This window comes from Variovorax glacialis (assembly GCF_051216375.1).
Classification (GTDB): domain Bacteria; phylum Pseudomonadota; class Gammaproteobacteria; order Burkholderiales; family Burkholderiaceae_C; genus Variovorax.
Genome location: NZ_JBPJZT010000013.1, coordinates 65,092 through 89,361 on the forward strand (window position 1 = coordinate 65,092; position 24,270 = coordinate 89,361).

Sequence of the window (24,270 nt, forward strand, 5' to 3'; positions counted from 1 at the left end):
GCCGGGTCCGGTCCCCGGCCGAACCCTTACTTCTACTTCTTGAGGTCGCGCAGTTCGCGGCGCAGGATCTTGCCCACCGGTGTCTTGGGCAGGTCGGTACGGAACTCGATCACGCGCGGCTGCTTGTAGCCGGTGAGGTTCGCCCGGCAGAACTCGCGCACCTCGGCTTCGGTGAGGTCGGGGTTCTTCTTGACGATCACGAGCTTCACGGCCTCGCCGGTCTTGTCGTCGGCAATGCCGACCGCGGCGCATTCGAGCACGCCCGGAATCTGTGCGACCACATCCTCGATCTCGTTGGGATACACGTTGAAGCCCGAGACCAGGATCATGTCCTTCTTGCGGTCGACGATCTTGAAATAGCCCCGCTCGTCGACCACGCCGACGTCGCCGGTCTTGAAGTAGCCATCGGCCGTCATGACTTTCGCCGTTTCGTCGGGCCGCTGCCAGTAGCCGGCCATCACCTGCGGGCCCTTGACGGCGACTTCGCCTGCCTGGCCGGGCGCCACTTCGTGGCCGTCATCGTCGAGTAGCTTCACGTAGGTGCTGGGCAAGGGCACGCCGATGGTGCCCGTGTAGGCGATGCTCGTCGTCGGATTGCAGGTGACCGACGGCGATGTCTCCGAGAGACCATAGCCTTCGCAGATCGGGCAACCCGTCTTGTCGAGCCACAGCTTGGCCACCGCGCCCTGCACCGCCATGCCGCCACCCACCGAGACCTTCAGGTTCTTCCAGTTGACGGTGTTGAAGTCGGGATGGTTCGCGAGGCCGTTGAACAGCGTGTTGACGGCCGGGAAGCTGTGGAAGGTGTGCTTCGACAACTCCTTCAGCACGCCCGCGATGTCGCGCGGATTCGGGATCAGGATCAGCTTTCCGCCCGTGCGCATGCTCAGCATCATGTTCACCGTGAAGGCGAAGATGTGATACAGCGGCAACGCGCAGACGCTGGTCGGCTGCTCGCTGGCCGGCACCTTCTGCATGACGGGCTCATTCCAGGCTTCGGACTGCAGCACGTTGGCGATCACGTTGCGATGGAGCAGCACCGCGCCCTTCGAGACGCCCGTGGTGCCGCCGGTGTATTGCAGCACCGCGACATCGTCGGGGCCGATCGCCGCGGGCTTGACCGGGCGTGACGCGCCTTTTTCAAGCGCGTCGTTGAAGCGCACCGCGCCGGGCAGGCTGTACTCGGGCACCATCTTCTTGATGCTGCGCACGACATAGTTGACCAGGGCGCCCTTCAGCAGGCCGAGGCGATCGCCCATCGAGGCCAGGACGATGTGCTTGACCGGCGTGGCCGCGAGGCATTGCTGCAGCGTGGTGCCGAAGTTCTCCATGATGACGATGGCCTTGGCGCCCGAATCCTTGAGCTGATGCTCCAGTTCCCGCGGCGTGTAGAGCGGATTCACGTTGACCAGGATCAGGCCGGCGCGCAGTAGGCCCGCGACCGCGATCGGGTACTGCGGGCAGTTGGGCATCATCACCGCGACACGGTCGCCCTTGGCGAGGCCCAGCCCCTGGAGGTAGCCGGCGAATGCGCGGCTCTGCAGGTCGACTTCCGCGTAGCTGACGTCCTTGCCCATGAAGCTGTAGGCCGTGCGGTCGGCGTACTTGGAAAAGCTTTCTTCCATGAGCGCGACCAGCGAGGGGTAGTGCGAGGCGTCGATGTCGGCGGGCACGCCTTGCGGATAGCTGCCAAGCCAGGGGCGATCAATCACTTCAGTCTCCAGTGCGAAATCTTTGTAACGAAATTTGCCGCCATCGTAACTTGGGCGTCGGATGCGGCACGGGCCGCGACACTGCGCGGCCCGTGGTTTCTTGAAGCGGCGCCGGAATTTACTCGATCGCCTTGGCCATGTCCTCGACCACCTTCTTGGCGTCGCCGAAGACCATCATGGTCTTGTCCATGTAGAACAGTTCGTTGTCCAGGCCCGCATAGCCCGCGGCCATCGAGCGCTTGTTCACGATCACCGTCTTGGCCTTGTAGGCCTCCAGGATCGGCATGCCGTAGATCGGCGTGCCCTTCTGCAGCGCCGCCGGGTTCACCACGTCGTTGGCGCCCAGGATGATCGCGACGTCGGCCTGGCCGAACTCGCCGTTGATGTCCTCCATCTCGAAGACCTGGTCGTAGGGCACCTCGGCCTCGGCCAACAGCACGTTCATGTGACCCGGCATGCGGCCTGCCACCGGATGGATCGCGTACTTGACCGTCACTCCATGCTCGGTGAGCTTGGCCGCGAGTTCCTTGACCGCGTGCTGGGCCCGCGCCACGGCGAGACCGTAGCCCGGCACGATGATCACCGTCTCTGCATTGCTCAAGACGAAGGCCGCGTCGTCCGCGCTGCCGCTCTTGACCGGACGCTGCTCCTTCGCGCCGGTGGCGGCGCTCGCCGCCTCGCCGCCGAAGCCGCCCAGGATCACGTTGAAGAACGAGCGGTTCATCGCCTTGCACATGATGTAGCTCAGGATCGCACCGGAGGAACCCACGAGGCTCCCCGCCACGATCAGCATCGCGTTGTTCAGGCTGAAGCCGATGCCCGCGGCCGCCCAGCCCGAGTAGCTGTTGAGCATCGACACCACCACGGGCATGTCCGCCCCGCCGATCGGGATGATGATGAGAACGCCCATCACGAAGGCCAGCACCAGCATCGCGAGGAAGGCCGCCCAGCTCTCGGTGGCCATGTAGAGCAGGCCCAGCGCGATGGTCAGCAGGCCCAGCACGAGGTTGAGCATGTGCTGGCCCTTGAACTGCACCGGAGCGCCCTGGAACAGGCGGAACTTGTACTTGCCCGAGAGCTTGCCGAAGGCGATCACCGAGCCGCTGAAGGTGATGGCGCCGATGGCCGCCCCGAGGAAGAGCTCCAGCCGGTTGCCCGCAGGGATCGCATAGCGCAGGAAGCCGTCCACGATCATCGCGCCCTCGGGCGTGTTGACCGTGCCGCTCGCCGCCACCGGCAGCGGGGTGATGCCGAAGGCCCAGGGCTCCACGACGGCTGCCACGGCGATGAAGACAGCGGCGAGACCGATCATGCTGTGGAAGAACGCGACCAGTTCGGGCATCTGCGTCATCTCGACGGTCTTGGCGCGGTAGGCGCCGTAGCCGCCGCCGACCACCAGCCCGAGCAGCACCCAGGCCATGCCGATCATCCTGCCGCCGGAGAGCTGCACGATCAGCGCGGCGGTGGTGAGGATGGCAATCGCCATGCCGACCATGCCGAAGAGGTTGCCCCGGATGGAGGTGGTGGGGTGGCTGAGGCCCTTGAGGGCCTGGATGAAGCAGACCGAGGCGATCAGGTACAGCAGCGTGACGACATTCATCGACATGTCAGTGCCCCTTCGCCGTGGCTTCACCGGCCGCAGGCAGCTTCTTGTCCTTCTTCTTGAACATCTCCAGCATCCGCCGGGTGACCAGGAAGCCGCCGAAGACGTTCACTGCCGCCAGCGCCACGGCCAGCACGCCCATGGTCTTGCCCAGGCCGGTCTCGGTGAGCGCTGCCGCCAGCATGGCACCAACGATCACGATCGCCGAGATGGCATTGGTGACCGCCATCAGCGGCGTGTGCAGCGCCGGGGTGACGGTCCACACCACGTGGTAGCCGACATAGATGGCCAGCACGAAGATGATCAGGTTGATGACGGTGTGTGAGACGGGATCCATGGCTGCTTCTCCTCGCTTGTTCGCTGTTCTCTGTTGGCTTGCTTGGCTTTACTTCTTGGTGACCTGGCCGTCCTGCGCCATGCGGCAGGCCGCCACGATGTCGTCCTCCAGGTCGATCTTCAGCGCGCCTTCCTTGGTCACGATGAGCTTGAGGAAGTCGAGCACGTTGCGCGCATAGAGCGAGGAGGCGTCCGCCGCGACGAGCGCCGCGAGGTTGGTCTCGCCGACGATCGTCACGCCGTGCTTGACCACCGTCTTGTCGGCCTCCGACAGCGGGCAGTTGCCGCCCACGCCGTCGGGGCCCTTGCCCGCGGCGATGTCGACGATGACCGAGCCCGGCTTCATCGACTTGACCATGTCCTCGGTGATGAGGGTGGGTGCGGCGCGGCCCGGGATCAGCGCGGTGCTGATCACTACATCGGCCTGCGCCACGCGCTTGGCGACCTCGACCTGCTGGCGCGCGAGCCAGCTCGGGGGCATCGGCTTGGCGTAGCCACCGACGCCGACGGCCGCTTCCTTCTCTTCATCGGTGTCGTAGGACACCTCGATGAACTTGCCGCCGAGCGATTCGATCTGCTCCTTGACCGAAGGGCGCACGTCGGAAGCTTCGATGACGGCGCCCAGGCGCTTGGCGGTGGCAATGGCCTGCAGGCCGGCCACGCCGACGCCCAGGATCACGACCCGCGCGGCCTTCACAGTGCCTGCAGCAGTCATCAGCATCGGGAAGAAGCGCTGATAGCGATCGGCCGCGATCATCACGGCTTTGTAGCCCGCGATGTTGGCTTGTGAGGACAGCACGTCCATGCTCTGCGCGCGCGTGGTGCGCGGGGCGGCTTCAAGGGCGAAGGCGGTGAGGCCCGCGGTCGCGAGGCGCTGCAGGCCGGCTGCATCGAAGGGGTTGAGCATGCCGATCACGACGGTGCCCGGTTTCATGAGGGCGAGCTCGTTGTCGAAGGGCGAGCGCACCTTCAGCACGATGTCGGCGCCGAAGGCACCGGACTGGTCGGTGATCTCGGCACCCGCTGCCTGGTAGGCCGCATCGGTGACGCTGGCGGCGACGCCGGCCCCCGACTGCACTCGGATGACATGGCCCTGGGCCACGAGCTTCTTCGCGGTCTCGGGAGTGACGGCGACACGGGTTTCGCCTAGCGCAGTTTCGGCCGGCACGCCTATCAGCATGGACTTCTCCTCAGGGCAGCATTGGAATTCGCGCCAGAGCTTACATGAAGAAGCGCCCCGCAAGTTACCCCTCAGGCGCACCTCCAACGAGGTGCCGGCGCGTCCCCCACTGTGCTGGACGCTACCAAATCGATAGCGGAATCGGGGAATGCACCCATTGATCGCGTGAACTAATCGCTATGCCGCAATCCGTGTCGATAGTTACACTCCGTCCCCGCGCGACCGATCGACAGACTTCGGCGCGCACATAACGAGATACAGGGAATGGAATGCGAATAGCAGCGCTTGACGATGAGGCGGTCCAGCTCGAGCTGATCCGTCTCACGATGGAAGGTATTGGCCACGAGTGCCATGGCTTCAGTGATGGAAAGTCACTGTTGCGCGATCTCCGTCAACAGACTTACGACCTACTGATCCTCGACTGGGCTCTCCCTGATGTGCAGGGGCCCCGCGTGGTGCGGTGGATCCGCGAAGACCTCAACAGCCGACTCCCCATTCTCTTCGTGACCAACCGGCGCGAAGAGAGCGACATGGTCGAGGGCCTGGCGGCAGGCGCGGATGATTTCATGGTCAAGCCGATCCGCGTGGCCGAATTGCAGGCCCGTGTCCAGGCGCTCCTGCGGCGTTCGTACCCTGCAAAGCACGAGGCCGACCTCGTCTTCGGGGCCTATCACTTCGTCCCGTCGACGCGCAGCCTGCGGGTCCATGGGAAGCCGACCGAACTGAGCCATCGCGAATACGAGTTGGCCCTGTTCCTCTTTCAGAACCTCGGCCGCCTGCTGTCGCGCGAACATCTTCGCGAGGCCGTCTGGGGCATGGGGTCCGAGTCACCCTCCCGATCGCTCGACACGCACATCTCGCGCCTTCGGGTGAAGCTCGACCTGGTACCGTCGAACGGCTTCCTGCTGTCGGCCGTCTACGGACTCGGCTACCGCCTCGAGTCGATCGACGCCGACGTGCTCGCCCCCCTCTACAACTCGCCGAGCGATTCGGAATGAGCTCCGATCGCCCCCGGCATGCGCCGGAGGGGACGGCGCAGCCGCCGCGGCCGCAACGTTGGCGGTGGATGCGGCGACGCGGCCCCTGGCTGCTGCTCGCAACGGCCCTCGTTTCGCTCGTCACCGTGCTCAGCCTGACCCGGCCGATGCCGCGCGCCGACCGGCTCCTTCAGAACAGTGCGCGCAGTGCGCTGGCCGCGGCGCCGTCGAAAGACATCGTGATCGTGGCCATCGACGAAAAGAGCCTCGACGCGATCGGCCCCTGGCCATAGCGGCGTGCGCAGCATGCCGGACTGCTGCGCGCCATCGCAGCCCAGTCGCCGAAGTGCATCGGCTTCGACGTGCTCTCGGCCGAACCTGACGCCGGCCATCCGGGTGACGACGAAAAGCTCGCGGCCGCCATCCGCGACAGCGCTTGCGTTGTGTTGCCGACGGCCCTCCGGACCTTCGGTCAGCGCTCGCGGGAAATGCTGCCAACACCGCTCCTGGCTGCAGCCGCCAGTGGAATCGGCCACGTGCATCTGTCGGTCGATCGGGATGGCCTCGCAGGCGGCGCCTTTCTCAACGAAGGATTCGCCGGTCACGCGCGCCCGCATTTCGTCGTCGCCCTGCGCGACGCCGCTGCCGCTCGTGCAGACGGACGCTCTCCCCCGCCGCAAGCGCTCCATACCGACGCCCCGGGACCGGACGCCGACGACCCGCAGGCCTGGCTGCGCGACGACCATGAGGTGATCATGTTCGCGCGGGGGCCTGAACGCTTCACGACCATCTCCTACATCGACGTTCTTCGCGGCAACGTGGATCCCGATGTGTTCCGCAACCGCTACGTGCTCGTGGGTGCGACAGCACCGGAACTCGGCGATGCGCATGCCAACGCCGCGCGGAACCGTCCCGGCCTCATGCCCGGCGTGGAGATCTTCGCCCACATGCTGCAGGCGACCCTTTCGGGTCAGCACGTCAAATTCGCGAAGCCCTGGCAGGACCTGATCTTCAACCTGGGGCCGCTGGTGGTGGCGCTTCTCGGCGCGATGTGGCTGAGGCCGATCGGCGTGATCGCGCTGGTTGCGGCCATGCTGGCCCTGCAGATGGGCCTCCTCGGACTGCCGACGATCAACGTGCTGTTCGCACCGGCCGCAGGCGTCGCGGGGCTTCTGGCCCTGTACCCGCTGTGGAGCCACATGCGGCTTTCCGCGGCGGTCCGATCCCTGCGCCGCGGTACCGAGGAACTGCTGGACGACGTCGGACGTCGCCACGTTCCCGAACAGCGCCACGTCGGCGACTTGCTCGATCGCCAGATGGACACCACCTGGGCGGCCGCGCGCCGCATGCGCGACGTGCATCGCTTCGTCCGCGACGGCATCGACCACCTGCCCGACCCGACCCTCACCCTGAGCACCGACGGCCGCGTGGTCCTCGCCAACGTCGCGGCGCAACGCTACTGGCAGCGCGGCCCGAGCGGCATCACGGGCCAGGACGCCCATGGGCTGATGTCCGGCGTCCGTTGGCGCACCACCGGCGCGCCGATGATGCCGAGGGGCGCGCTGCTCGGCGAACTTCTCCCGATCATGGGCGAGGGCGAGGATGCCCGCGGCAAGGCCGTCCTGCTGCGATGCGTTCCCTTCTTCGACGCCGGCAACGAACACGCCGGCTGGATGGTCTCGCTGGTCGACATCACGGAAATGCGCCGGGCGCAGAGCCTGCGCGACGAGGCGTTGCGCTTCATCTCGCACGACGCGCGCGAGCCCAACGCGACCATCATCACCATCATCGAACTCGCGCGCGAGCGGCCCGAGACGTTCGCGGACGGCTCACTGCTCGACCGCATCGAGCGTCAGGCGCGCACCGCGCTCGAACTGGCGGACGGGTTCGTGAATCTGGCACGCGCCGAGGCGGAGCCCTTCCGCCCTGAAGGGCTCGACCTCGTCACACTGCTCCAACAGACCATCGACAACGGCTGGGCGCGGGCGCACCGGCGGCAGGTGCGCATCGTGCTGTTCGACGCACCGGAACAGGCGCTGTGCATCGTCGACCGCAACTTGCTGTCACGGGCATTCGCGAACGTGCTCGGCAACGCGCTCAAATACTCCCCGCAAGGCGCCGACGTCGAATGCAGCGTGCAGGCAGACGAACGGCACTGGCGCGTGGCGTTCCGCGACCACGGGCCCGGCATTCCGGTCGAGCTACAGTCGCAGCTGTTTCAACCTTTCCACCGGCTGAACCACGAGGCCTATCCCGACGTCGACGGTGTCGGACTCGGGCTGCTGCTGGTGCGAACGGTGGTTCATCGGCACGGCGGCACGATCGAGGTCGACAGCGCGGAGGGTTCGGGCTGTACCGTCACGCTGGTGCTTCCGAAACCGACCGTCCCCGAGCTCCAATCGCTCGCGACCGACACGGAAGCGTCTCACGAGGAATCCTGAAGATGGCAGAACGCTGGAAACCCAATGTCACCGTCGCCGCGGTGATCGAGCAGGACGGACGCTTCCTGCTCGTCGAAGAAGAATCCGCCGACGGCCTCCGCCTGAACACGCCCGCCGGCCATCTCGATCCAGGCGAATCACCGGCCGCAGGCTGCGTGCGCGAGACCCTCGAAGAAACCGCCCACCACTTCGCGCCGACAGCCTTGATCGGCATCTACATGGCCCGCGCGCGCGGAGAGGAAGACATCACCTACCTGCGCTTCGCATTCACCGGCACCCTGGGCGCGTTCGAGCCGCACCGCGCGCTGGACCACGGCATCGTCCGCACGCTGTGGATGACACCCGACGAGATCCGAGCCAGCACCGCGCGCCATCGCAGCCCCTTGCTGCTTCAGTGCGTGGAAGACTACCTGGCAGGCAAGCGCTACCCCCTGGAACTCATCCACGTCCACGCATCGGTGTAGCAGCCCATTCGCGAAACACCGCGGAACCGGCTCCGCCGGGCCGCCGGTGTTGCCCCCGGTAGGGGGTAGGCGAAGCGACACGAAGTGCGCACAGCCTGGGGGCGAGCTCAGGACACCGCGGAACCGGCTTTGCCGGGCTGCCAGTGTTGCCCCCGGCAGGGGGTTAGCGAAGCGACACGAAGTGCGCGGAGCTTGGGGGCGAGTTCAGGATGACTCCACCGCCAAGGCAGACCTCGCCGTCATAGAGCACCGCCGACTGTCCGGGTGTCACAGCCCATTGAGGCTCCGCGAAATCCAGACGGAAGGCACCGTTGGCGCCATCGAGAAGATCGCAGGCCGCATCCGCCTGCCGATACCGCGACTTGGCCCCATAAGCCCCGGCCACCGGCGCCTCGCCCGCGACCCAGCTGGCGTCGTCCGCTTCGAGCGCCGGTGACAGCAGCCACGGATGGTCATGGCCCTGCACCACCCACAGCGTATTGCTTTCCACGTCCTTGCGCGCCACGAACCACGGCGAATGGTCCCCTGCGCCGCGCTGCGCACCCTTGGCCTTGATGCCGCCGATGCCCAGCCCCTGGCGCTGACCGAGCGTGTAGAAGCTCAGCCCCTGGTGCTCGCCGATCTGGCGGCCGCGCTCGTCGCGGATGGGGCCCGGTTCCTTCGAGATGTAGCGATTGAGAAACTCGCGGAACGGCCTTTCACCGATGAAGCAGATGCCGGTCGAGTCCTTCTTCTTCGCGTTGGGCAGGCCGATCTCGTCAGCGATGCGGCGCACTTCGGTCTTGTGCAGTTCGCCGACCGGAAACAGCGTCTTCGACAGCTGCTGCTGGTTCAGCCGGTGCAGGAAATAGCTCTGGTCCTTGGCCGGGTCGAGGCCCTTGAGCAATTCGTGCCGGCCCGTTGCGTCGTTCCGGCGGACGCGGGCGTAGTGGCCCGTGGCGATCTTCTCCGCACCCAGCCGCATGGCATGGTCGAGGAAGGCCTTGAACTTGATCTCGGCGTTGCACAGCACATCGGGATTGGGCGTGCGCCCGGCCTGGTACTCGCGCAGGAACTCCGCGAACACACGGTCCTTGTAGTCCGCCGCGAAGTTGACGTGCTCAATCTCGATGCCCAGCACGTCGGCCACGCTGGCCGCGTCGATGAAGTCGATGTTCGACGAACAGTACTCGCTGTCGTCATCATCCTCCCAGTTCTTCATGAAGATGCCGACCACTTCGTGGCCTTGCTCCTTCAGCAGATGCGCCGTGACCGCGGAATCCACCCCGCCGCTCAGGCCCACCACGATGCGCTGCTTTTTCATAGGGAGCGGATTGTCCCAGCACCTGCAAGCCGTTGCCCGCATCCGGGAAATCACCGAGAGGCCGGGGCGTCCGCGTCGCCTGGGGGCTTTCACAATGGACTGCCCAACCGGAGACAACCATGGCCCCCTCCTCCTCCAGCGCCACGCCCTGGACGAAGTCCTATCCGAGCGGCATGCGCTGGGATGCCGAGCTCCCGACCCGACCGGTGCAGCAGATCCTCGACGAAGCCGTGGCGCAATGGCCCGACCGGCCCGCCATCGAGTTCATGGGCCAGGTCCTCAGCTACCGCGAATTCGGCGAGGCCGTGGACCATGCGGCCACGGGCCTGCGGGCACTGGGCGTCGGGCCCGGCGTGCACGTCGGGCTGTACCTGCCGAATACGCCGCACTACCCCATTTCGTTCTTCGCGATCCTGAAGGCCGGTGGCACGGTGGTGAACTATTCGCCACTGGACGCCGAGCGGGTGCTCGCCCACAAGATCGAGGACAGCCGGACCGACTTCCTCGTGACGCTGGACCTCGCCGCGCTCTATCCGCAGATGGCGCGCCTGATCGGCAATTCGCGCCTGAAGAAGCTGATCGTCGGCAGCCTCACGGACTACGGTGCCGCGCGCGAGGCGGTCCGGGCGCATCTGCAGGGCGCGGGCCAGCTGGCGGCGGGGCACATGTCCTTCACGCAGCTCCTGGAGAACGATGGCCGCTACGAGCCGCACGTGGTGCGATCGGTCGACGACGAGATCGTCGTGCTCCAGTACACCGGCGGCACCACCGGCCTGCCGAAGGGCGCCATGCTCACGCATACCAACCTGTCGTCGGCCTGTGCGCAGTACCTCGAATCGACCGGCGGCGATCCGCCGATCCTGGACCACGGCGTGGAGCGCGTGCTGGCCGTGCTGCCGCTGTTCCACATCTATGCGCTCAGCGTGAACATGATGCTCGGCATACGACTGGGCGCATTGCTCGTGCTCCACACGCGCTTCGACCTCGATGCGGTGATGAAGGACCTCGCGGCCAAGAAGATCACCGTGTTTCCCGGCGTGCCGACGATGTTCACGGCGATCATCAACCATCCGAAGGCCCATGAGACCGACCTGCGATCGCTGAAATTCTGCGGCTCCGGCGGCGCGCCCCTGCCGGTGGAAGTGGAGCACCGCTTCTTCGAGCTCACCGGCTGCCACCTCAACGAAGGCTGGGGCATGACCGAGACCTCGCCGACCGGCACCTTTACGCCCGCGCGTGGCATTCGCAAGGACGGCTCCTGCGGCATGCCGCTGCCCGGCATCCACATCAAGCTTGTGAGTCTGGACGATCCCGCGAAGGAGGCCGCCATCGGCGAACCGGGCGAGCTGTGCATCAAGGGCCCCAACGTCATGAAGGGCTATTGGAACAACGAGGCGGCCACCGCGGCGTCGATGACGCCCGACGGCTACTTCAAGAGCGGCGACGTGGCGAAGATGGATGCCGACGGCTTCTTCTACATCGTCGACCGCACCAAGGACATGCTGCTGTGCGGCGGCTACAACGTCTATCCGCGCGTGCTGGAGGAAGCGATGTACGAGCATCCGGACATCGCCGAGGTGTGCGTCATCGGCATTCCCGACGAATACCGCGGCCAGTCGCCCAAGGCCTTCATCAAGCTCAAGCAGGGCGCGACCGGCTTGACGCTCGACGCGCTCAAGCTGTTCCTGAAGGACCGCCTCGGCAAGCACGAGATGGTGGGCGCGATCGAGATCCGCGACGAGCTTCCCAAGACGGCCGTGGGCAAGCTGTCGAAGAAGGACCTGGTCGACGAGGAAGAACGCAAGCGGAGCCAGGCGGCTCCCGCAAGGAGCGCCCCATGATTCACCTCAGCGGCATGGACGCGTCGTTCCTGCACCTCGAAACACCCGAGTCGCCGATGCACGTCGGCAGCCTGCAGCTGCTCGACCTCCCGGCGGACTACGAGGGCGACTTCGCCGAGGACGCCAAGAAGTACCTCAGCGGCCGGCTGCACCTCGCGTCGGTGTTCGTGCGCAAGCTGACGATGATGCCCTTCGACCTGGCGAACCCGGTCTGGGTGGACGACGACGACCTGGACCTCGACCATCACATCCGCCACGTGATCATGCCGAGGCCGGGCACGATCGCGCAGCTGGAGCGACTCGTCGGCCGCCTGCATTCGACGCTGCTCGACCGCAGCCGGCCCTTGTGGGAGATCTACATCATCGAAGGCCTCCAGACGGGCCAGGTGGCGCTGTACAGCAAGATGCACCACGCCGCGATCGACGGACAGGCAGGCGTCGCCGTGGCCAAGGCGCTGTTCGACATTTCGGAGACGCCCTCGGTGGTCAAGACGCCGCGGCCCACGCGCCGGCGCGATTCGGCCCAGCTCGGCATGGCCGAGCTGGCGAGTGCGGCGCTCACCAACACCGTGCAGCAGTACGTGAAGCTCATCCAGTCGATCCCGACCACGGCGAAGGCCATCACGAGCGTCCTGATGCCGGTGTCCGAAGCGACCGGCAAGCGAAGCTTCGAGTTGCCCAAGGGCCTGAAGACCGCGCCGAAGACGCCGCTGAACGTGTCGATCACCAACCAGCGTTCGTTCGCGGGCCGGTCGGTGCCGCTGGCCGAGATCAAGCGGATGTCGAAGGCCACCGACACCAGTCTCAACGACGTGGTGCTGGCGATCTGCGCAGGTGCGCTCAGGCGCTACCTGGCGGACTATGGCTGCAAGCCCGACAAGCCGCTAGTCGCGGCGGTGCCCGTCTCGTTGCGCAGCGAAGGCAACACCGATCTCAACAACCAGGTGTCGACGATGCTGGTGAGCCTGGCCACCGACATCTCGGACCCGCTCGAGAGACTGGCTGCGATCCACGAATCGTCGAGCGAAGGAAAGAAGCTCACCGGCAATGTGAAGGCGGCGATACCGATGGACTTTCCGTCGCTCGGTATGCCGACGATCGTGTCGGGACTGGCGTCGCTCTATGGACGCTCTGGCCTCGCCGACAAGCTGCCGCCCATCGCCAATGTGGCGATCTCCAACGTGCCGGGGCCTTCGTTCCCGCTGTACTTCGCGGGCGCGAAGCTGGCGACCTACTTCCCGGTGTCGATCCCGGGGCACGGGCTCGCACTCAACATGACGGTGCAGAGCTACAACGGCTCATTGGAGTTCGGCCTGACCGCGTGCCGGCGCGCCGTGCCCGATGTGGCAGACCTGGCCGACTATGTCGTCGCGGAGCACAAGAAGCTGCTGTCGCTGGTGCTGCAACGCGAGGCTGAGACGCAGCCGAAGCCGGCCGAGGAGAAGGCGAAGGCTGCGCCGCCCAAGGCCGCCGCAGTGCCGGCAGCGGCACCTTCGAAGCCGGCGGCCAAGCGCAAGCCCGCGGCTAAGAAGACGCCGAAGAGGGCCGCACCATCGAAGTCAGCTCCGCCACGATCTCGTAAGAGCGCAGGCGCGCCTGATGGTCGAAGACCTGCGAGGTAATCATCAGCTCATCGGCGCCCGTCTGGTCTATAAATTCCTGCAGCCTGGCCTTGACCGTGGCGCGCGACCCCACAGCCGAACAGGACAGCACCGAATCGAGCAGGGCGTTCTCCGCCGGACCCACACGCTGGCGATAACCCTCGACCGGCGGCGGCAGCCGTCCAGGCCGTCCGCTGCGCAGGTTGACGAAGGCCTGCTGCCAGGAGGTCGCGCGGAACTCCGCCTCCTGATCCGTCTCGGCCGCGAACACGTTGAAGCCGAGCATCACGTAGGGCTTCGCAAGCTGCGCGGATGGCTTGAAGGTCTCGCGGTAGATGCGGATCGCCTGCATCAGTTGCTGCGGTGCGAAGTGCGACGCAAAGGCATAGGGCAAGCCCAGATGGGCCGCGAGCTGCGCGCCGAAGGTGCTCGAACCGAGGATCCACACCGGCACCTCGAGCCCCATTCCCGGCACGGCCCGCACCGGCTGCCGGGGTTCCTTGGACATGAAGTCCATCAGCTCGATCACGTCCTGCGGGAACCGGTCGGCATCGGATTGCAGGTCGCGCCGGAGCGCCTGCGCGGTGCGCTGGTCGGATCCGGGGGCGCGGCCGAGCCCGAGGTCGACGCGGCCCGGGTAGAGCGATTCGAGCGTGCCGAACTGCTCGGCGATGACCAGCGGCGAATGATTGGGCAGCATCACGCCGCCGGCGCCGATGCGAATGGTCGACGTGCCCGCGCCGATGTAGGCCAGCAGCACGGCGGTCGCCGCACTCGCGATGCCGGGCATGCCGTGGTGCTCTGCCAACCAGTAGCGGCGGTAGCCGAGCTTCTCGCCATGCTGCGCCAGGCTGAGCGAGTTGCGGAACGACTGCGCGGCGTCGCCACCTTCGGTGATAGGGGAAAGATCGAGGATCGAAAACGGTGTCATGCCGCTATCTTGGCCCGGATCCCATCGCTTCAAGTCACGAAGGGATATTCGCCCGGCAACGGGTAGTCTTGGCACATGACATTGCGTGCGTTCAGGTTCCTCGCAGCCCTGCTGCTGCTTGCGCTGGTCGGTTGCGGCTCACTTCCGGCCGACGTCCAGCGGACCGCCTCCTATGGCCTCCCGGCATCGCCCGACCAGAGCCCCCTCGCGCGGCTTGCGGCGGCACAGTTGCCGGCCGGCGCCCAGTCGGGCTTCCGGCTGCTGCCGCAGGGATCGTATGCGCTCGACGCCCGGCTGGCATTGATCCAGCGCGCCACGCGCACGCTGGACCTGCAGTACTACATCTGGGACAACGACGACTCGGGTCGCGCGATCTTCGGCGCGCTGAAGGACGCGGCCGAGCGGGGCGTGCGCGTGCGCCTGCTGCTGGACGACCTGAACACCGCAGGTGCGGAAGACCTGCTGCACGCCCTCTCCGGCGTGCCGAACATGGAGATCCGCCTGTTCAATCCGTTCTGCTGCGCCCGAGGCAGCCTGGCGGGGCGCATCGCGACTTCGCTAGGCGATCTTCCCCGGCTCGACCATCGCATGCACAACAAGCTGCTCATCGCCGATGGTGCCCTGGCCATGGTCGGCGGACGCAACATCGCCGACGCGTATTTCGCGCGCAACCCGGTCGCGAACTTCATCGACCTCGACGCGGTTGCGGCCGGCCGCGTGGTGCCGCAACTGGCGATGCTTTTCGATCGCTACTGGAACAGCGACGAGTCCTTTCCGGTGAGCTACTTTTCGGGTTCCCGCGACCGCAGTGCCTATCCGCTGTTGCTTCAACGACTTCCGCCGCCGGGCGCGCGCATAGTGCTCGACCTCCCCGAGAAGGACCTGCTCGACCAGGAGCCCGTCAGCACGGAACTCGATGCGAACCGGCTGACACTGTTGCCGGGCCTGGCCTATGCGGTGGCAGACCTCCCCTCCAAGCGCATCGAGACACCCGAGGAAGTGGAGGCCACCAGCCTGATGACGGGCGCGATGAGCCAGTTGCTCGGGACCCGCTCGGACCTGGTGGTGACATCGCCGTATTTCGTCCCGACCCGGATCGGCATGGGCGTCCTGCAGAGCCTGGAGCGCAAGGGCGTGCGCATGGTGCTCGTGACCAATTCGCTGCCTGCCACCGATTCGGCCTTCGTCTATTTCGGCTATGCGCGCTATCGACCCGCCATCGTGAAGACGGGTGTCGAACTGTACGAAGTCAGTGCGAGCACATCACCGACGTCGAAGGACAGCAAGCCGGTCTTCGGTGGCGGCTCTTCGCGCGGCCGCCTGCACGCGAAGCTGGCCGTCATCGACGAAGACGTCGTGCTGCTGGGCTCGCTCAACTTCGATCCCCGCTCGGCGCGCAGGAACACCGAACTGGGCGTTGCCGTGGACAGCCCCGCACTGGCGAAACAGGCGCTGCGCATCGTCGAGGCCATGAAGGCCGGGGCCTACCGCGTGAGGCTGGAGCCCGAAGGCGGCGCGCTCTCGTGGACACCGCCCAATGAGGACGACGACCATGCGCTTGAAGTGGAGCCCGGCGTGTCGCCATTGAACGCGCTTCAGCGGCTCCTGCTGAACCCGCTGGTGCCCGAAGACCTGCTCTGAGAGCCGTTCCGCGGCGGATTCAGGCCAGGGCCTTGGCCTTCAGTCTTGCAAATTCGTCCTGGTTGATCGTGCCCGCGTCCAGCAGCGCCTTGGCGTCCGCAATCTGCTCCGCGGGCGACTTGCCCGCCACTTCGCGGATGTACGCATCGGTGTCGGATTTGGCGCGCTGCATGCTCGCGCGCTGCCGCTCGGCCATGCCCCTGCCGCGCGCGACGATGTAGACGATGGCGGTCAGCCCCGGCAGGAAGATCAGGCCGATGAGCCACAACACCTTGGACCCGCCGCCCAGCTCCGAATCCCGGAACAGGTCGACGACGATCTGAAAGAGGATCAGCAGGTAGGCGATCAACACGAAGGTCGACAGCATCAACAGAATCAGATCCCAGAAATTGCTCATTTCACTTCCTCTCGTAGTTATCGGGTTTGAAAAGCGGCAAGGGCCGTGTCAGCGCGGTCGCGCCGTCGCCTTGTTGGTCCAGGAGCGCAGCAGTCCCAGGACGAAGCCGCCCGTGAACATGCCGAGTACGTAGACGAGGAACACCAGCACCGAGATCGGCAGCGTGACGCTCATCGAGAACAGCGACACGGTCGCCGTCTCCAGGTTCTGGAACTTGAACAGGATCACGATGCCGGCAAAGATCGCGATCAGGACGATGTAGACATAGCGGTGCATGGGTTTCCTCCAGAACGAACAAGGGGTGGCGTACAGGCATCGACCATCGGCTACACGGTGAGCAAACCCGTCGCGAGCGCGTAGACCGCGACGACCGCCGCGATGGCGAACACGGCGAAGAAGATCATCTCGGGGAAGGTGAAGAGTTGCTGCTTCTGCTCGCGCCTGGCGAGAACGTAGAGGAAGGTTCCGGGCGCATAGAGGACTGCGGAAAACAGGAGGTACTTCGCGCCACCGGCATACAGCATGCCCGCGGCATAGACGACGGCGATCGCCCCCTGCACCCTGTCGGCCGAACGCCCCGGCTCCCCAGGCTTGTAGGTTTCGCCGGTCCACGCGAGCTTGAGGCCATATGCCGCAACGAGCAGATAGGGAATGAGCGTCATCGAACTGGTCATCTTGAGCGCCAGCGTGAAGGCGTACTCGGCGAACCAGGTCACGAGCAGGAAGGCCTGGATGACGATGTTGGTCAGCCACAGTGCCGCGGCAGGCGTGCCGTTGCTGTTCTCCCCCGCGAGGAAGCTCGGCATCGTCTTGTTCTTGGCTGCCGAATTCAGCACCTCGGCGGCGAGCAGCGACCACGACAGGTAGTTGCCGAGAATCGAGATGAGCAATCCGATGCTCACGAAGACCAGGCCCCAGGGGCCGACGATGGACGCCATCACGCCGGCCATTGCGGGCGTGGGAAGCGACGCCAGATCGGGACGCAGCATCACGCCATAGCAGAGCATCGTCACCATCACCAGCAGGCACAGAACGCCGAGGAAGCCGAGCACCGTCGCAATGCCGACATCCTCGCGCTTCTTCGCATAGCGCGAATAGACGCTGGCGCCTTCGATCCCCACGAACACGAACACCGTGACCAGCATCGTGTCGCGCACCTGGCCGGACAGGCTCGCCAGCGTTCGCTCCTCGCCGCCCCAGAAGTTCAGCGCAAAGATGTCGGCCTTGAAGCCGGCGATCGCGACGAAGATGAAGACGGCGATCGGGACGAGCTTGGCGACGGTCGCGATGGTGTTCAGTGCCGCGGCTTCCTTCACGCCGCGCAGGATCAGGACATGCACGCCCCACAGCACGATCGACGCGGTGAGGATGGCCACGGCGGTCGTGCCGTCGCCGAAGACCGGGAAGAACTGGCCCAGCGTCGCCTTGATGAGCACCAGGCACGCGACATCGGCGAGACAGCAACCGATCCAGTAGCCCACCGCCGAAGCGAAGCCGAGGTAGTTGCCGAAGCCCTCCTTGGCATAGGCATAGATGCCGGTGTCGAGATCGGGCCGTCGGCGGGCCAGCGTCTGGAACACGAACGCGAGCATCAGCATCCCGGTCCCGGCGATGGCCCATGCGACCAGGGCACCGAGCCCGCCGGTCGATCGCGCGAAGGCCGATGGAACGGCAAAGATGCCCGAACCGATCATCGATCCGACAACCAGCGCCGTGAGCGCGCCGCGCGAGAGTTGCTGGTCCTGGGGGGTGGTCATGCCGGGTCAGGGATCCAATCTTGGCGTCGGAGGTCCGGTTCTCGATGTCTGTTCACACACAGGCTGCCCCATGACAGGTGCGAACTAGCATCATTGGCGCTCGGGTCTTTGTCAAGTCTGCATAGGTCGGGTGAGAGGCTGCGCAACGCCACTGCGCCTCTGGTCTTTTCGTCCGGCTGCGTGGATGATGCTGCCCCAAAGGGCAATGGCGATTGCACGTTCGGGCAGTCGCGATGCCGGTGACCAATGTCATCATGCTTTCCCCTGACGAAGGAGATCGATCCATGACAACGACAACACAACGTCTCTCGCGTTTCGCGGCCTTCGCACTCGCGCTGCTGCTGGCGGCGTGCGCGGCACCGGGCTCGCAGTCCGATTCGATGGCGGTGCGACAGGGCGTGATCGAGCAGATCTCGCCGACGCAGATTCAATCCTCGCAACACACGGGTGTCGGCGCCGTGCTGGGCGGCCTTGCCGGCGTGGGCGTCGGAAGCCTGATCGGCGGCGGCACCGGGCGCGACGTGGCGATGGTCGTCGGCGCCATCGGCGGCACGCTCGGCGGTGCCGAGGTCGCGAGAAGGTATGACCAGCCCATCGCCGGCCAGCAGATCTTCGTTCGCACGACCAGCGGCGTCCTGGTCGAAGTGACGCAGCCTGCGACGCCGGGGCTCCGCGTCGGCCAGCGCGTCTACGTCGAAGGCAGGGGCGACGCCGCGCGCGTCATGCCGCAGGCGCAATGAACTGATCGCGCCGGCGTACGACGAGGCGCGATGCCGTCATGAAGGACGGCAAGAACGACGACAAGGCCTCGTCACCGGCACCATCATGATCGGGCGGCTCGCGCGATGACCTACCAGCTCGGGATGGTCCTGGCGCTTCTCGCGAGCGCGGTCACGATGTTCGCGATCAACCGGCCGCGCACCGACGTGGTCGCGCTCATCATGATGGCTGCGTTGCCCTTCACGGGCGTGGTCAGCATGCAGGAAGTGCTGGCAGGCTTTGCGGATCCCAACGTCGTGTTGATCGCGATGCTCTTCGTGATCGGCCAGGGCCTCGTACGGACCGGCGTGGCGCGACGGCTGGGCGACCTGCTGGTCGTGCGCGCAGGGCCGAACGAGACACGGCTCATCGCCTTGCTGATGGTGATCGTGGCGGGCGTCGGGTCCGTGATGAGCTCGACGGCGGTAGTCGCGATCTTCGTGCCCATCGTGCTGCGCATCGCCAGCAACACCGGGATCGCGGCGCGGCGGCTGATGATGCCGCTCAGCGTCGCTGCACTGATCAGCGGCACGATGACGCTGGTGGCGACGACGCCGAACCTGTTGATCCATGGCGAACTCGTGCGGGAAGGTTTCGAGGGCTTTCATTTCTTCAGCTTCACGCCCTTCGGCGTGCCACTGCTCGTAGTCGCCATCGTCTACATGCTGCTCACGCGCCGCTGGCTGGCTGGACCGCTGGGCCCCGCAATTCCGCCCAGCCGGCGAACCGGCCTCGGGCACTGGATCGAGGAATACGCATTGGCCGGCCGCGAACATCGTTTCCGGGTGACGCCTCTCTCTCCCGTGGCGGGCCGGATGCTCGACGAACTCGAGCTGGAGGACGTGCCCGGCGTCAACCTGCTCGCGATCGAGCGCAGCGACCGCTTCACCCGGAACCTGCTGCCTCCGAACATCCGGATCGAGGCGGGCGACGTGCTGTTCGTCGACGTCTCCAACCCGGCCGCCGACATCGACGATCTCAGCCGTCGGCTCGGGATGGAGCGCGTTCCCCTGGCCGGCGCCTACTTTTCCGATCACGTGCAGGACATCGGCATGGCCGAGGTGATGATCCCGCCGGGATCGGGCCTGATCGGGAAGACAGTGACCGAATCACGCCTGCGCGCCATCCATGATGTTTCCGTGATCGGCCTGAAGCGTGGCACGGAGCCGGTGGAGCACGGGGTGCTGCCCGAGCGCCTGAAGGCCGGCGACACCCTGCTCGTGGTCGGCATCTGGAAGGCCATCCGCAAGCTCAAGTCGGACATGGACCTCGTGATCTTCAACCTGCCCGCCGAGTTCGACGAGATCGCGCCGGCGGCTGCCCGGGCACCTTTCGCACTGTTTTCGCTCGCGCTCGTCGTGACCCTGATGGTCACCGGCGTGCTGCCCAACGTCCAGGCCGCACTGATCGGCTGCCTGCTGATGGGATTGTTCGGCTGCATGGATCTTTCGACCGCGTACCGATCGATCTACTGGCAGAGCCTGCTGCTCATCGTCGGCATGCTGCCGTTCTCGCTCGCGCTGCAGCGCACCGGCGGTGTCGACCTGGCCGCGCAGATGCTGCTGGCGCTTATCGGCGAGGCCAGTCCCCGTGCGGTGCTGGCCGCTATCTTCGTAGTGACGTCCGTGCTGGGGATGTTCATCTCGAACACCGCCACCGCAGTGCTGATGGCCCCGGTGGCCCTCGCCGTCGCCAAGCACTTGCAGGCGTCGCCCTATCCCTTCGCGATGACCGTGGCGCTGGCTGCCTCGGCCGCCTTCATGACGCCGGTGTCTTCGCCCGTCAACACGCTGGTGGTGGGCCCTGGCGACTACAGCTTCATGGACTTCGTGCGCATCGGCGTGCCGCTCGTCGTGCTGGTCATGCTGGTGAGTGTCCTGCTGGTCCCGTGGCTGCTGCCATTCAGGGCCTGATCGGATTTGTCTTTCGGAGGATTCCGATATTCGCGAATCACGCGATGCGTACGATCGGCCGCTGCCTGACCTGAACCGCACCGCGCAAGCCTCGTTCGCCTGAGTGCAAGCGACTCGACGTGATTGCCGCCATCTTCCGCGCCCTGAACGAGCGCACCTTCATCCTGCTGTCGGCCTGCCTTCTCACTTCGGCGGCCTGTCTCTCCGGCCTGTCGCCCGCGATGGATCCGCGTTGGATGTGCGCTGTGCTCGCAGCGCTCGGCATCACGAGCCTGGGGATGGCAGAGGTCGTGCGCACCCGGCGATTCCACCGCCGCGAGGACAAGCTCTACGCGATCCTCGACGCGGTGCCCCACATCCTGTTCTTCAAGGATCGGCACTTCCGCTACCAGTCCATCAACGCCGAATTCGAACGCATGTTCCGCGTCGACATGGACGCGGCGATCGGCAAGGACGACAGCGAACTCTTCGGACCGGATCTCTTCGATCGCTTTCGCGCGCAGGACAGGGAACTCCTGTCTTCGGGCGAGTCCCGCACCTACGACGAGGACATCCTGATCGACGGCGTGCCAAGGCACATCCAGTCGCGCAAACGACCGGTCTACGACCGCCGGGGAAAGCTGCATGGGCTGGTCGGGGTCACGATCGACGTGACGGAGCAGAAGCTGCTGCAGCATCGGCTCCAAGAAGCCAACGCGCGGCTCGACATGGCGCTGGAGGGCGCGCGCATGGGCACCTGGGAATGGAACGTCACCACCGGCGAAGTCCATGCCGACCCGCGCGCCCGGAAGATCCTGGGGCTGGCCGACGGCGCGCACGACCTGTCTTCCGTGTTTGCCAGGGTCCACCCTGAGGACGTCGACGCCATCAAGGGCCGCATGGCGACCTCGCGTTCGCGGCGGCAGATGGCTGCGGTCGAGTTTCGCGTCGTCGACGACGCGGGCGCGGAGCGATGGGTCGAAGGGTTCGCATCGCCGGACCGCTTGCGCGCGGGCAAGGTCTACGTGGTCGGCGTCAACCGTGACATCACCGAACGCCGCACACGTGAACTGGAACTGGCGGCGGCCAGGAGGGATCTGGCCGCAAAGGCCGAGGAAGCCCGTTCGGCCGTGGAAGCCAAGCGCGGATTCCTTGCGATGATGAGCCACGAGGTCCGCACGCCCCTGAACGGCATGCTGGGGATGATCGAGCTGGTGCTCGACGGTCATCTTGCCGAGGCGCAGCGCACGATGCTGGAGCGTTGTCGGGAATCGTCGATGGAACTGCTCACGATCATCAACGACCTGCTCGACTATTCGAAGATCCGTGCGCGCAAGCTCGACATCGAGAACCGGCCGCTGCGGCTCACGGCCCTCATCGAGGACGTCTGTGCGAACTTCACCGCGGAGATGTTGCGCAAGTCCGCCAGCCTGAGCTTCAGCGTCGATGCCCGCTTGCCGGCGCACATCATCGGCGACCCGGTGCGCCTGCGGCAGGTGCTGATGAACCTCGTCGGCAACGCCGTCAAGTTCACCGAGCGCGGCTTCGTGAAGGTCGAGGCCCGCAAGCGCCCGGGCGGACTGCTGGAGCTGACCGTCGAAGACACCGGCATCGGCATCGCCCCGGAGGCCATGGGCACGCTTTTCGACGCGTTCACGCAGGCAGACATCTCGACCACGCGCCGCTATGGCGGCACAGGGCTGGGCCTGACCATCGTGAAGCAACTGGTCGACCTGATGCAGGGCAGGGTCGAATGCGAAAGCGAAGCGGGTCGCGGGAGTCGCTTCACCGTCACGCTGCCGCTGCACCCTTGTGAGGTGGACACCGATCCTGCGGAGGAAGCCGGTCCCCCCGATGACGTTGCCCAGGGAGAAATCGTCCCCGTTGCGCGAGGAACGCGGCTTCTGCTTGCGGAAGATCATCCGGTCAACCGCGAAGTCATCACGCGTCAACTCGCCAAGCTCGGCTTTGCGTGCGATTGTGCGGAGGATGGCGAGGATGCGTGGGAGAGGCTGATGTCACCGGATGCGCGATACGCGATGCTGCTGACGGACTGCCGCATGCCACGGCTCGATGGCTATGAGCTCACCAGGCGCTTGCGCAATCACGAAGCAAGGCTTGCCCTGCCGCGATTGCCGATCATCGCCTTGACCGCGAATGCGCTGGAGGGCGATGCCGAACGCTGCATCGCGCTCGGAATGGATGCCTACCTGCCGAAGCCCTTGCAGATTCGTGATCTGCGTGACGCGTTGATCGAGATTCTGCAACTTGAACGCCCCGTGGCCGACGCCGCATCGGTGACGTTTGAAGCCTCGCAAGCCGTCACATCCGGGCCAGTCCTCGGCTATTCGACGCTCGCCAGACTTTGCAGGGGAAATGCCCCCGACATTGCTGAATTGCTCCGGACCTTCGCGGTCGCTACGTCAAAGGATCTTCAAGCCTTTGATCGCGCGACACTGGCAGGCGACCTGAGCACTCTGCAGCAGTTGGCGCACCGCTTGCGCTCAGGCTGCCGCCAACTCGATGAAACGGAGGCCGTCGCCTCACTGCAAGCGGTGGAACGACTCGAAGAGATCGACGAAGCGATCATTGCGGCAGCGCGGACAGACCTCGAATCGGCCCTCACGCGTGCGACGCACGCGTACGAGGACGCCGCAAATCAGCAATTCAGCCCGTGCTCACGCGAGTAGACGTAGATGTCGTAGTCGCTTCTCAACCCGAGCTTCAACATGGCCACGGTTTTCTGAGTGCTGACAGTCTTGACGCTGCGCGACAGCCTTTCGGAAATGCCGGATACGGTCAAACCGGACGCAAAGAGCCGAAGCACCTCGACTTCACGCGTCGACAAGGAGGCGGCGATGTCGCCGTTGATCTTCTGCGGATTCTGAAAAAGGCCCCTTCGGAACGAGGCGCTGACGTAGTCGCGGCCGCTGGCAACGGCATCGATGGCAAGGACGGTTTCCGTGATATCGGAGGACTTGTCGACCAGGCCGCGGATGCCCGCTTCCAGGATGCTGCCGTGGACGCCCACGTTGGCCATCATCGTGAGGACCACGATCGGCAGTTGCGGGAAGTCACGTCGAAGACGAAGAAGCAGGCTGAGCCCGTCGGCCACGCGCCCGCCCGGCATCGAGAAATCCGTGACCAGCAGGTCAAGCGGCACTTGCCTCAGTACATCCAACAACGAATCCGTCGAGTCGGCTTCGGCGACCACCGCGATGTCGCTTCTTTCCTTGAGCAACATGCGAACCCCACTGCGAATCAGGGGATGGTCATCGGCAATGGCAATACGCAAGGTCACGGAAATCGAACTGTCTCTTGGAAGTGGGGCTTGAAAAACGAGGGCCGAGCGCTCGAATTGACGGAGATGCGCTTCGCTCACGCAGGCGAAGATGCGTGACGCCGAACGTGGTCCGGCCAATCGTAGCGGGATTC

Annotated in this window: 20 protein-coding genes and 1 pseudogene; 11 read left to right on the forward strand and 10 right to left on the reverse strand. The window is 65.7% G+C overall.

Annotated features, from left to right (window positions below):
* Positions 1-32: 32 nt before the first annotated feature.
* The 4 genes from ACSFBL_RS26885 to ACSFBL_RS26900 all read right to left on the reverse strand — a co-directional run bounded on the left by ACSFBL_RS26885 (position 33) and on the right by ACSFBL_RS26900 (position 4,831).
* Positions 33-1,712 (reverse strand): long-chain-fatty-acid--CoA ligase, encoded by a 1,680-nt coding sequence (locus tag ACSFBL_RS26885; RefSeq protein ID WP_435518878.1) that lies wholly within the window; start codon positions 1,710-1,712, stop codon positions 33-35.
* A 118-nt stretch (positions 1,713-1,830) separates the two neighbouring features.
* Complete coding sequence (locus tag ACSFBL_RS26890; RefSeq protein ID WP_435518879.1) at positions 1,831-3,318, reverse strand: NAD(P)(+) transhydrogenase (Re/Si-specific) subunit beta; 1,488 nt, start codon at positions 3,316-3,318, stop codon at positions 1,831-1,833.
* Between the two features lies 1 nt (position 3,319).
* Entirely contained in the window at positions 3,320-3,652 is a 333-nt protein-coding gene (locus ACSFBL_RS26895; RefSeq protein ID WP_435518880.1) for an NAD(P) transhydrogenase subunit alpha part 2, read from the reverse strand.
* A 48-nt stretch (positions 3,653-3,700) separates the two neighbouring features.
* On the reverse strand, positions 3,701-4,831 hold the full coding sequence (locus ACSFBL_RS26900; RefSeq protein ID WP_435518881.1) for a Re/Si-specific NAD(P)(+) transhydrogenase subunit alpha: 1,131 nt from the start codon (positions 4,829-4,831) through the stop codon (positions 3,701-3,703).
* Positions 4,832-5,100: 269 nt separating this feature from the next.
* Here ACSFBL_RS26900 and ACSFBL_RS26905 point away from each other — a divergent pair, with 269 nt between their 5' ends.
* The 5 genes and pseudogenes from ACSFBL_RS26905 (at position 5,101) to ACSFBL_RS26925 (ending at position 8,713) form a co-directional block, all read left to right on the forward strand.
* Complete coding sequence (locus ACSFBL_RS26905) at positions 5,101-5,829, forward strand: response regulator transcription factor (protein ID WP_435518882.1); 729 nt, start codon at positions 5,101-5,103, stop codon at positions 5,827-5,829.
* The gene (locus tag ACSFBL_RS26910; protein WP_435518883.1) at positions 5,826-6,101 is read left to right on the forward strand and encodes a hypothetical protein; all 276 of its coding nucleotides are present in this window, start codon (positions 5,826-5,828) and stop codon (positions 6,099-6,101) included. The genes ACSFBL_RS26905 and ACSFBL_RS26910 overlap by 4 nt, the downstream gene beginning before the upstream one ends.
* A gap of 15 nt (positions 6,102-6,116) precedes the next feature.
* Positions 6,117-7,505 (forward strand): annotated as a pseudogene (locus ACSFBL_RS26915) (CHASE2 domain-containing protein); the annotation flags it as partial.
* 3 nt (positions 7,506-7,508) lie between these two features.
* Positions 7,509-8,249 (forward strand): sensor histidine kinase, encoded by a 741-nt coding sequence (locus tag ACSFBL_RS26920; RefSeq protein ID WP_435518961.1) that lies wholly within the window; start codon positions 7,509-7,511, stop codon positions 8,247-8,249.
* A gap of 2 nt (positions 8,250-8,251) precedes the next feature.
* A complete protein-coding gene (locus ACSFBL_RS26925) occupies positions 8,252-8,713 on the forward strand; it encodes an NUDIX hydrolase (protein WP_435518884.1) in 462 nt (153 codons plus the stop codon).
* A gap of 163 nt (positions 8,714-8,876) precedes the next feature.
* Here ACSFBL_RS26925 and mnmA read toward each other — a convergent pair whose 3' ends face one another.
* Complete coding sequence (gene mnmA, locus ACSFBL_RS26930; RefSeq protein ID WP_435518885.1) at positions 8,877-10,016, reverse strand: tRNA 2-thiouridine(34) synthase MnmA; 1,140 nt, start codon at positions 10,014-10,016, stop codon at positions 8,877-8,879.
* Between the two features lie 119 nt (positions 10,017-10,135).
* Here mnmA and ACSFBL_RS26935 point away from each other — a divergent pair, with 119 nt between their 5' ends.
* Both ACSFBL_RS26935 and ACSFBL_RS26940 read left to right on the forward strand, forming a co-directional pair.
* On the forward strand, positions 10,136-11,857 hold the full coding sequence (locus ACSFBL_RS26935) for a long-chain-fatty-acid--CoA ligase (protein WP_435518886.1): 1,722 nt from the start codon (positions 10,136-10,138) through the stop codon (positions 11,855-11,857).
* Positions 11,854-13,479 carry a WS/DGAT/MGAT family O-acyltransferase gene (locus ACSFBL_RS26940; protein ID WP_435518887.1) on the forward strand — a complete coding sequence of 542 codons (1,626 nt, stop codon included), beginning with the start codon at positions 11,854-11,856 and terminating at the stop codon, positions 13,477-13,479. The genes ACSFBL_RS26935 and ACSFBL_RS26940 overlap by 4 nt, the downstream gene beginning before the upstream one ends.
* On the opposite strand, the gene ACSFBL_RS26945 is transcribed toward ACSFBL_RS26940, so the two are convergent.
* Entirely contained in the window at positions 13,382-14,389 is a 1,008-nt protein-coding gene (locus ACSFBL_RS26945; RefSeq protein WP_435518888.1) for an LLM class flavin-dependent oxidoreductase, read from the reverse strand. The genes ACSFBL_RS26940 and ACSFBL_RS26945 overlap by 98 nt on opposite strands.
* Positions 14,390-14,464: 75 nt before the next feature.
* Between ACSFBL_RS26945 and ACSFBL_RS26950 the strand changes: the two genes are divergently transcribed.
* The gene (locus ACSFBL_RS26950; RefSeq protein WP_435518889.1) at positions 14,465-16,030 is read left to right on the forward strand and encodes a phospholipase D family protein; all 1,566 of its coding nucleotides are present in this window, start codon (positions 14,465-14,467) and stop codon (positions 16,028-16,030) included.
* 19 nt (positions 16,031-16,049) lie between these two features.
* On the opposite strand, the gene ACSFBL_RS26955 is transcribed toward ACSFBL_RS26950, so the two are convergent.
* The 3 genes from ACSFBL_RS26955 to ACSFBL_RS26965 are packed head-to-tail and all read right to left on the reverse strand — an operon-like array spanning position 16,050 to position 18,184.
* Positions 16,050-16,427, reverse strand: coding sequence for an SHOCT domain-containing protein (locus tag ACSFBL_RS26955; protein ID WP_435518890.1), 378 nt, complete (start codon positions 16,425-16,427; stop codon positions 16,050-16,052).
* A gap of 48 nt (positions 16,428-16,475) precedes the next feature.
* The gene (locus tag ACSFBL_RS26960) at positions 16,476-16,703 is read right to left on the reverse strand and encodes a LapA family protein (protein ID WP_435518891.1); all 228 of its coding nucleotides are present in this window, start codon (positions 16,701-16,703) and stop codon (positions 16,476-16,478) included.
* A gap of 50 nt (positions 16,704-16,753) precedes the next feature.
* Entirely contained in the window at positions 16,754-18,184 is a 1,431-nt protein-coding gene (locus ACSFBL_RS26965; RefSeq protein WP_435518892.1) for a basic amino acid/polyamine antiporter, read from the reverse strand.
* Positions 18,185-18,468: 284 nt separating this feature from the next.
* Here ACSFBL_RS26965 and ACSFBL_RS26970 point away from each other — a divergent pair, with 284 nt between their 5' ends.
* The 3 genes from ACSFBL_RS26970 to ACSFBL_RS26980 all read left to right on the forward strand — a co-directional run bounded on the left by ACSFBL_RS26970 (position 18,469) and on the right by ACSFBL_RS26980 (position 23,525).
* A complete protein-coding gene (locus ACSFBL_RS26970; RefSeq protein WP_435518893.1) occupies positions 18,469-18,924 on the forward strand; it encodes a glycine zipper 2TM domain-containing protein in 456 nt (151 codons plus the stop codon).
* Between the two features lie 105 nt (positions 18,925-19,029).
* Positions 19,030-20,856 carry an SLC13 family permease gene (locus ACSFBL_RS26975; protein WP_435518894.1) on the forward strand — a complete coding sequence of 609 codons (1,827 nt, stop codon included), beginning with the start codon at positions 19,030-19,032 and terminating at the stop codon, positions 20,854-20,856.
* 119 nt (positions 20,857-20,975) lie between these two features.
* Positions 20,976-23,525 (forward strand): ATP-binding protein, encoded by a 2,550-nt coding sequence (locus tag ACSFBL_RS26980; protein ID WP_435518895.1) that lies wholly within the window; start codon positions 20,976-20,978, stop codon positions 23,523-23,525.
* On the opposite strand, the gene ACSFBL_RS26985 is transcribed toward ACSFBL_RS26980, so the two are convergent.
* Positions 23,495-24,217, reverse strand: coding sequence for a response regulator (locus ACSFBL_RS26985; RefSeq protein ID WP_435518896.1), 723 nt, complete (start codon positions 24,215-24,217; stop codon positions 23,495-23,497). The genes ACSFBL_RS26980 and ACSFBL_RS26985 overlap by 31 nt on opposite strands.
* Between the last annotated feature and the right edge of the window lie 53 nt (positions 24,218-24,270).

Bases quoted from the DNA above. Each gene is read 5' to 3' on its own strand.
- ACSFBL_RS26890 (WP_435518879.1), bottom strand. From the start codon at position 3,318: ATGTCGATGAATGTCGTCACGCTGCTGTACCTGATCGCCTCGGTCTGC.
- ACSFBL_RS26895 (WP_435518880.1), bottom strand. From the start codon at position 3,652: ATGGATCCCGTCTCACACACCGTCATCAACCTGATCATCTTCGTGCTG.
- ACSFBL_RS26900 (WP_435518881.1), bottom strand. From the start codon at position 4,831: ATGCTGATAGGCGTGCCGGCCGAAACTGCGCTAGGCGAAACCCGTGTC.
- ACSFBL_RS26905 (WP_435518882.1), top strand. From the start codon at position 5,101: ATGCGAATAGCAGCGCTTGACGATGAGGCGGTCCAGCTCGAGCTGATC.
- ACSFBL_RS26910 (WP_435518883.1), top strand. From the start codon at position 5,826: ATGAGCTCCGATCGCCCCCGGCATGCGCCGGAGGGGACGGCGCAGCCG.
- ACSFBL_RS26920 (WP_435518961.1), top strand. From the start codon at position 7,509: ATGCGCCGGGCGCAGAGCCTGCGCGACGAGGCGTTGCGCTTCATCTCG.
- ACSFBL_RS26925 (WP_435518884.1), top strand. From the start codon at position 8,252: ATGGCAGAACGCTGGAAACCCAATGTCACCGTCGCCGCGGTGATCGAG.
- mnmA (WP_435518885.1), bottom strand. From the start codon at position 10,016: ATGAAAAAGCAGCGCATCGTGGTGGGCCTGAGCGGCGGGGTGGATTCC.
- ACSFBL_RS26935 (WP_435518886.1), top strand. From the start codon at position 10,136: ATGGCCCCCTCCTCCTCCAGCGCCACGCCCTGGACGAAGTCCTATCCG.
- ACSFBL_RS26940 (WP_435518887.1), top strand. From the start codon at position 11,854: ATGATTCACCTCAGCGGCATGGACGCGTCGTTCCTGCACCTCGAAACA.
- ACSFBL_RS26945 (WP_435518888.1), bottom strand. From the start codon at position 14,389: ATGACACCGTTTTCGATCCTCGATCTTTCCCCTATCACCGAAGGTGGC.
- ACSFBL_RS26950 (WP_435518889.1), top strand. From the start codon at position 14,465: ATGACATTGCGTGCGTTCAGGTTCCTCGCAGCCCTGCTGCTGCTTGCG.
- ACSFBL_RS26955 (WP_435518890.1), bottom strand. From the start codon at position 16,427: ATGAGCAATTTCTGGGATCTGATTCTGTTGATGCTGTCGACCTTCGTG.
- ACSFBL_RS26960 (WP_435518891.1), bottom strand. From the start codon at position 16,703: ATGCACCGCTATGTCTACATCGTCCTGATCGCGATCTTTGCCGGCATC.
- ACSFBL_RS26965 (WP_435518892.1), bottom strand. From the start codon at position 18,184: ATGACCACCCCCCAGGACCAGCAACTCTCGCGCGGCGCGCTCACGGCG.
- ACSFBL_RS26970 (WP_435518893.1), top strand. From the start codon at position 18,469: ATGACAACGACAACACAACGTCTCTCGCGTTTCGCGGCCTTCGCACTC.
- ACSFBL_RS26975 (WP_435518894.1), top strand. From the start codon at position 19,030: ATGACCTACCAGCTCGGGATGGTCCTGGCGCTTCTCGCGAGCGCGGTC.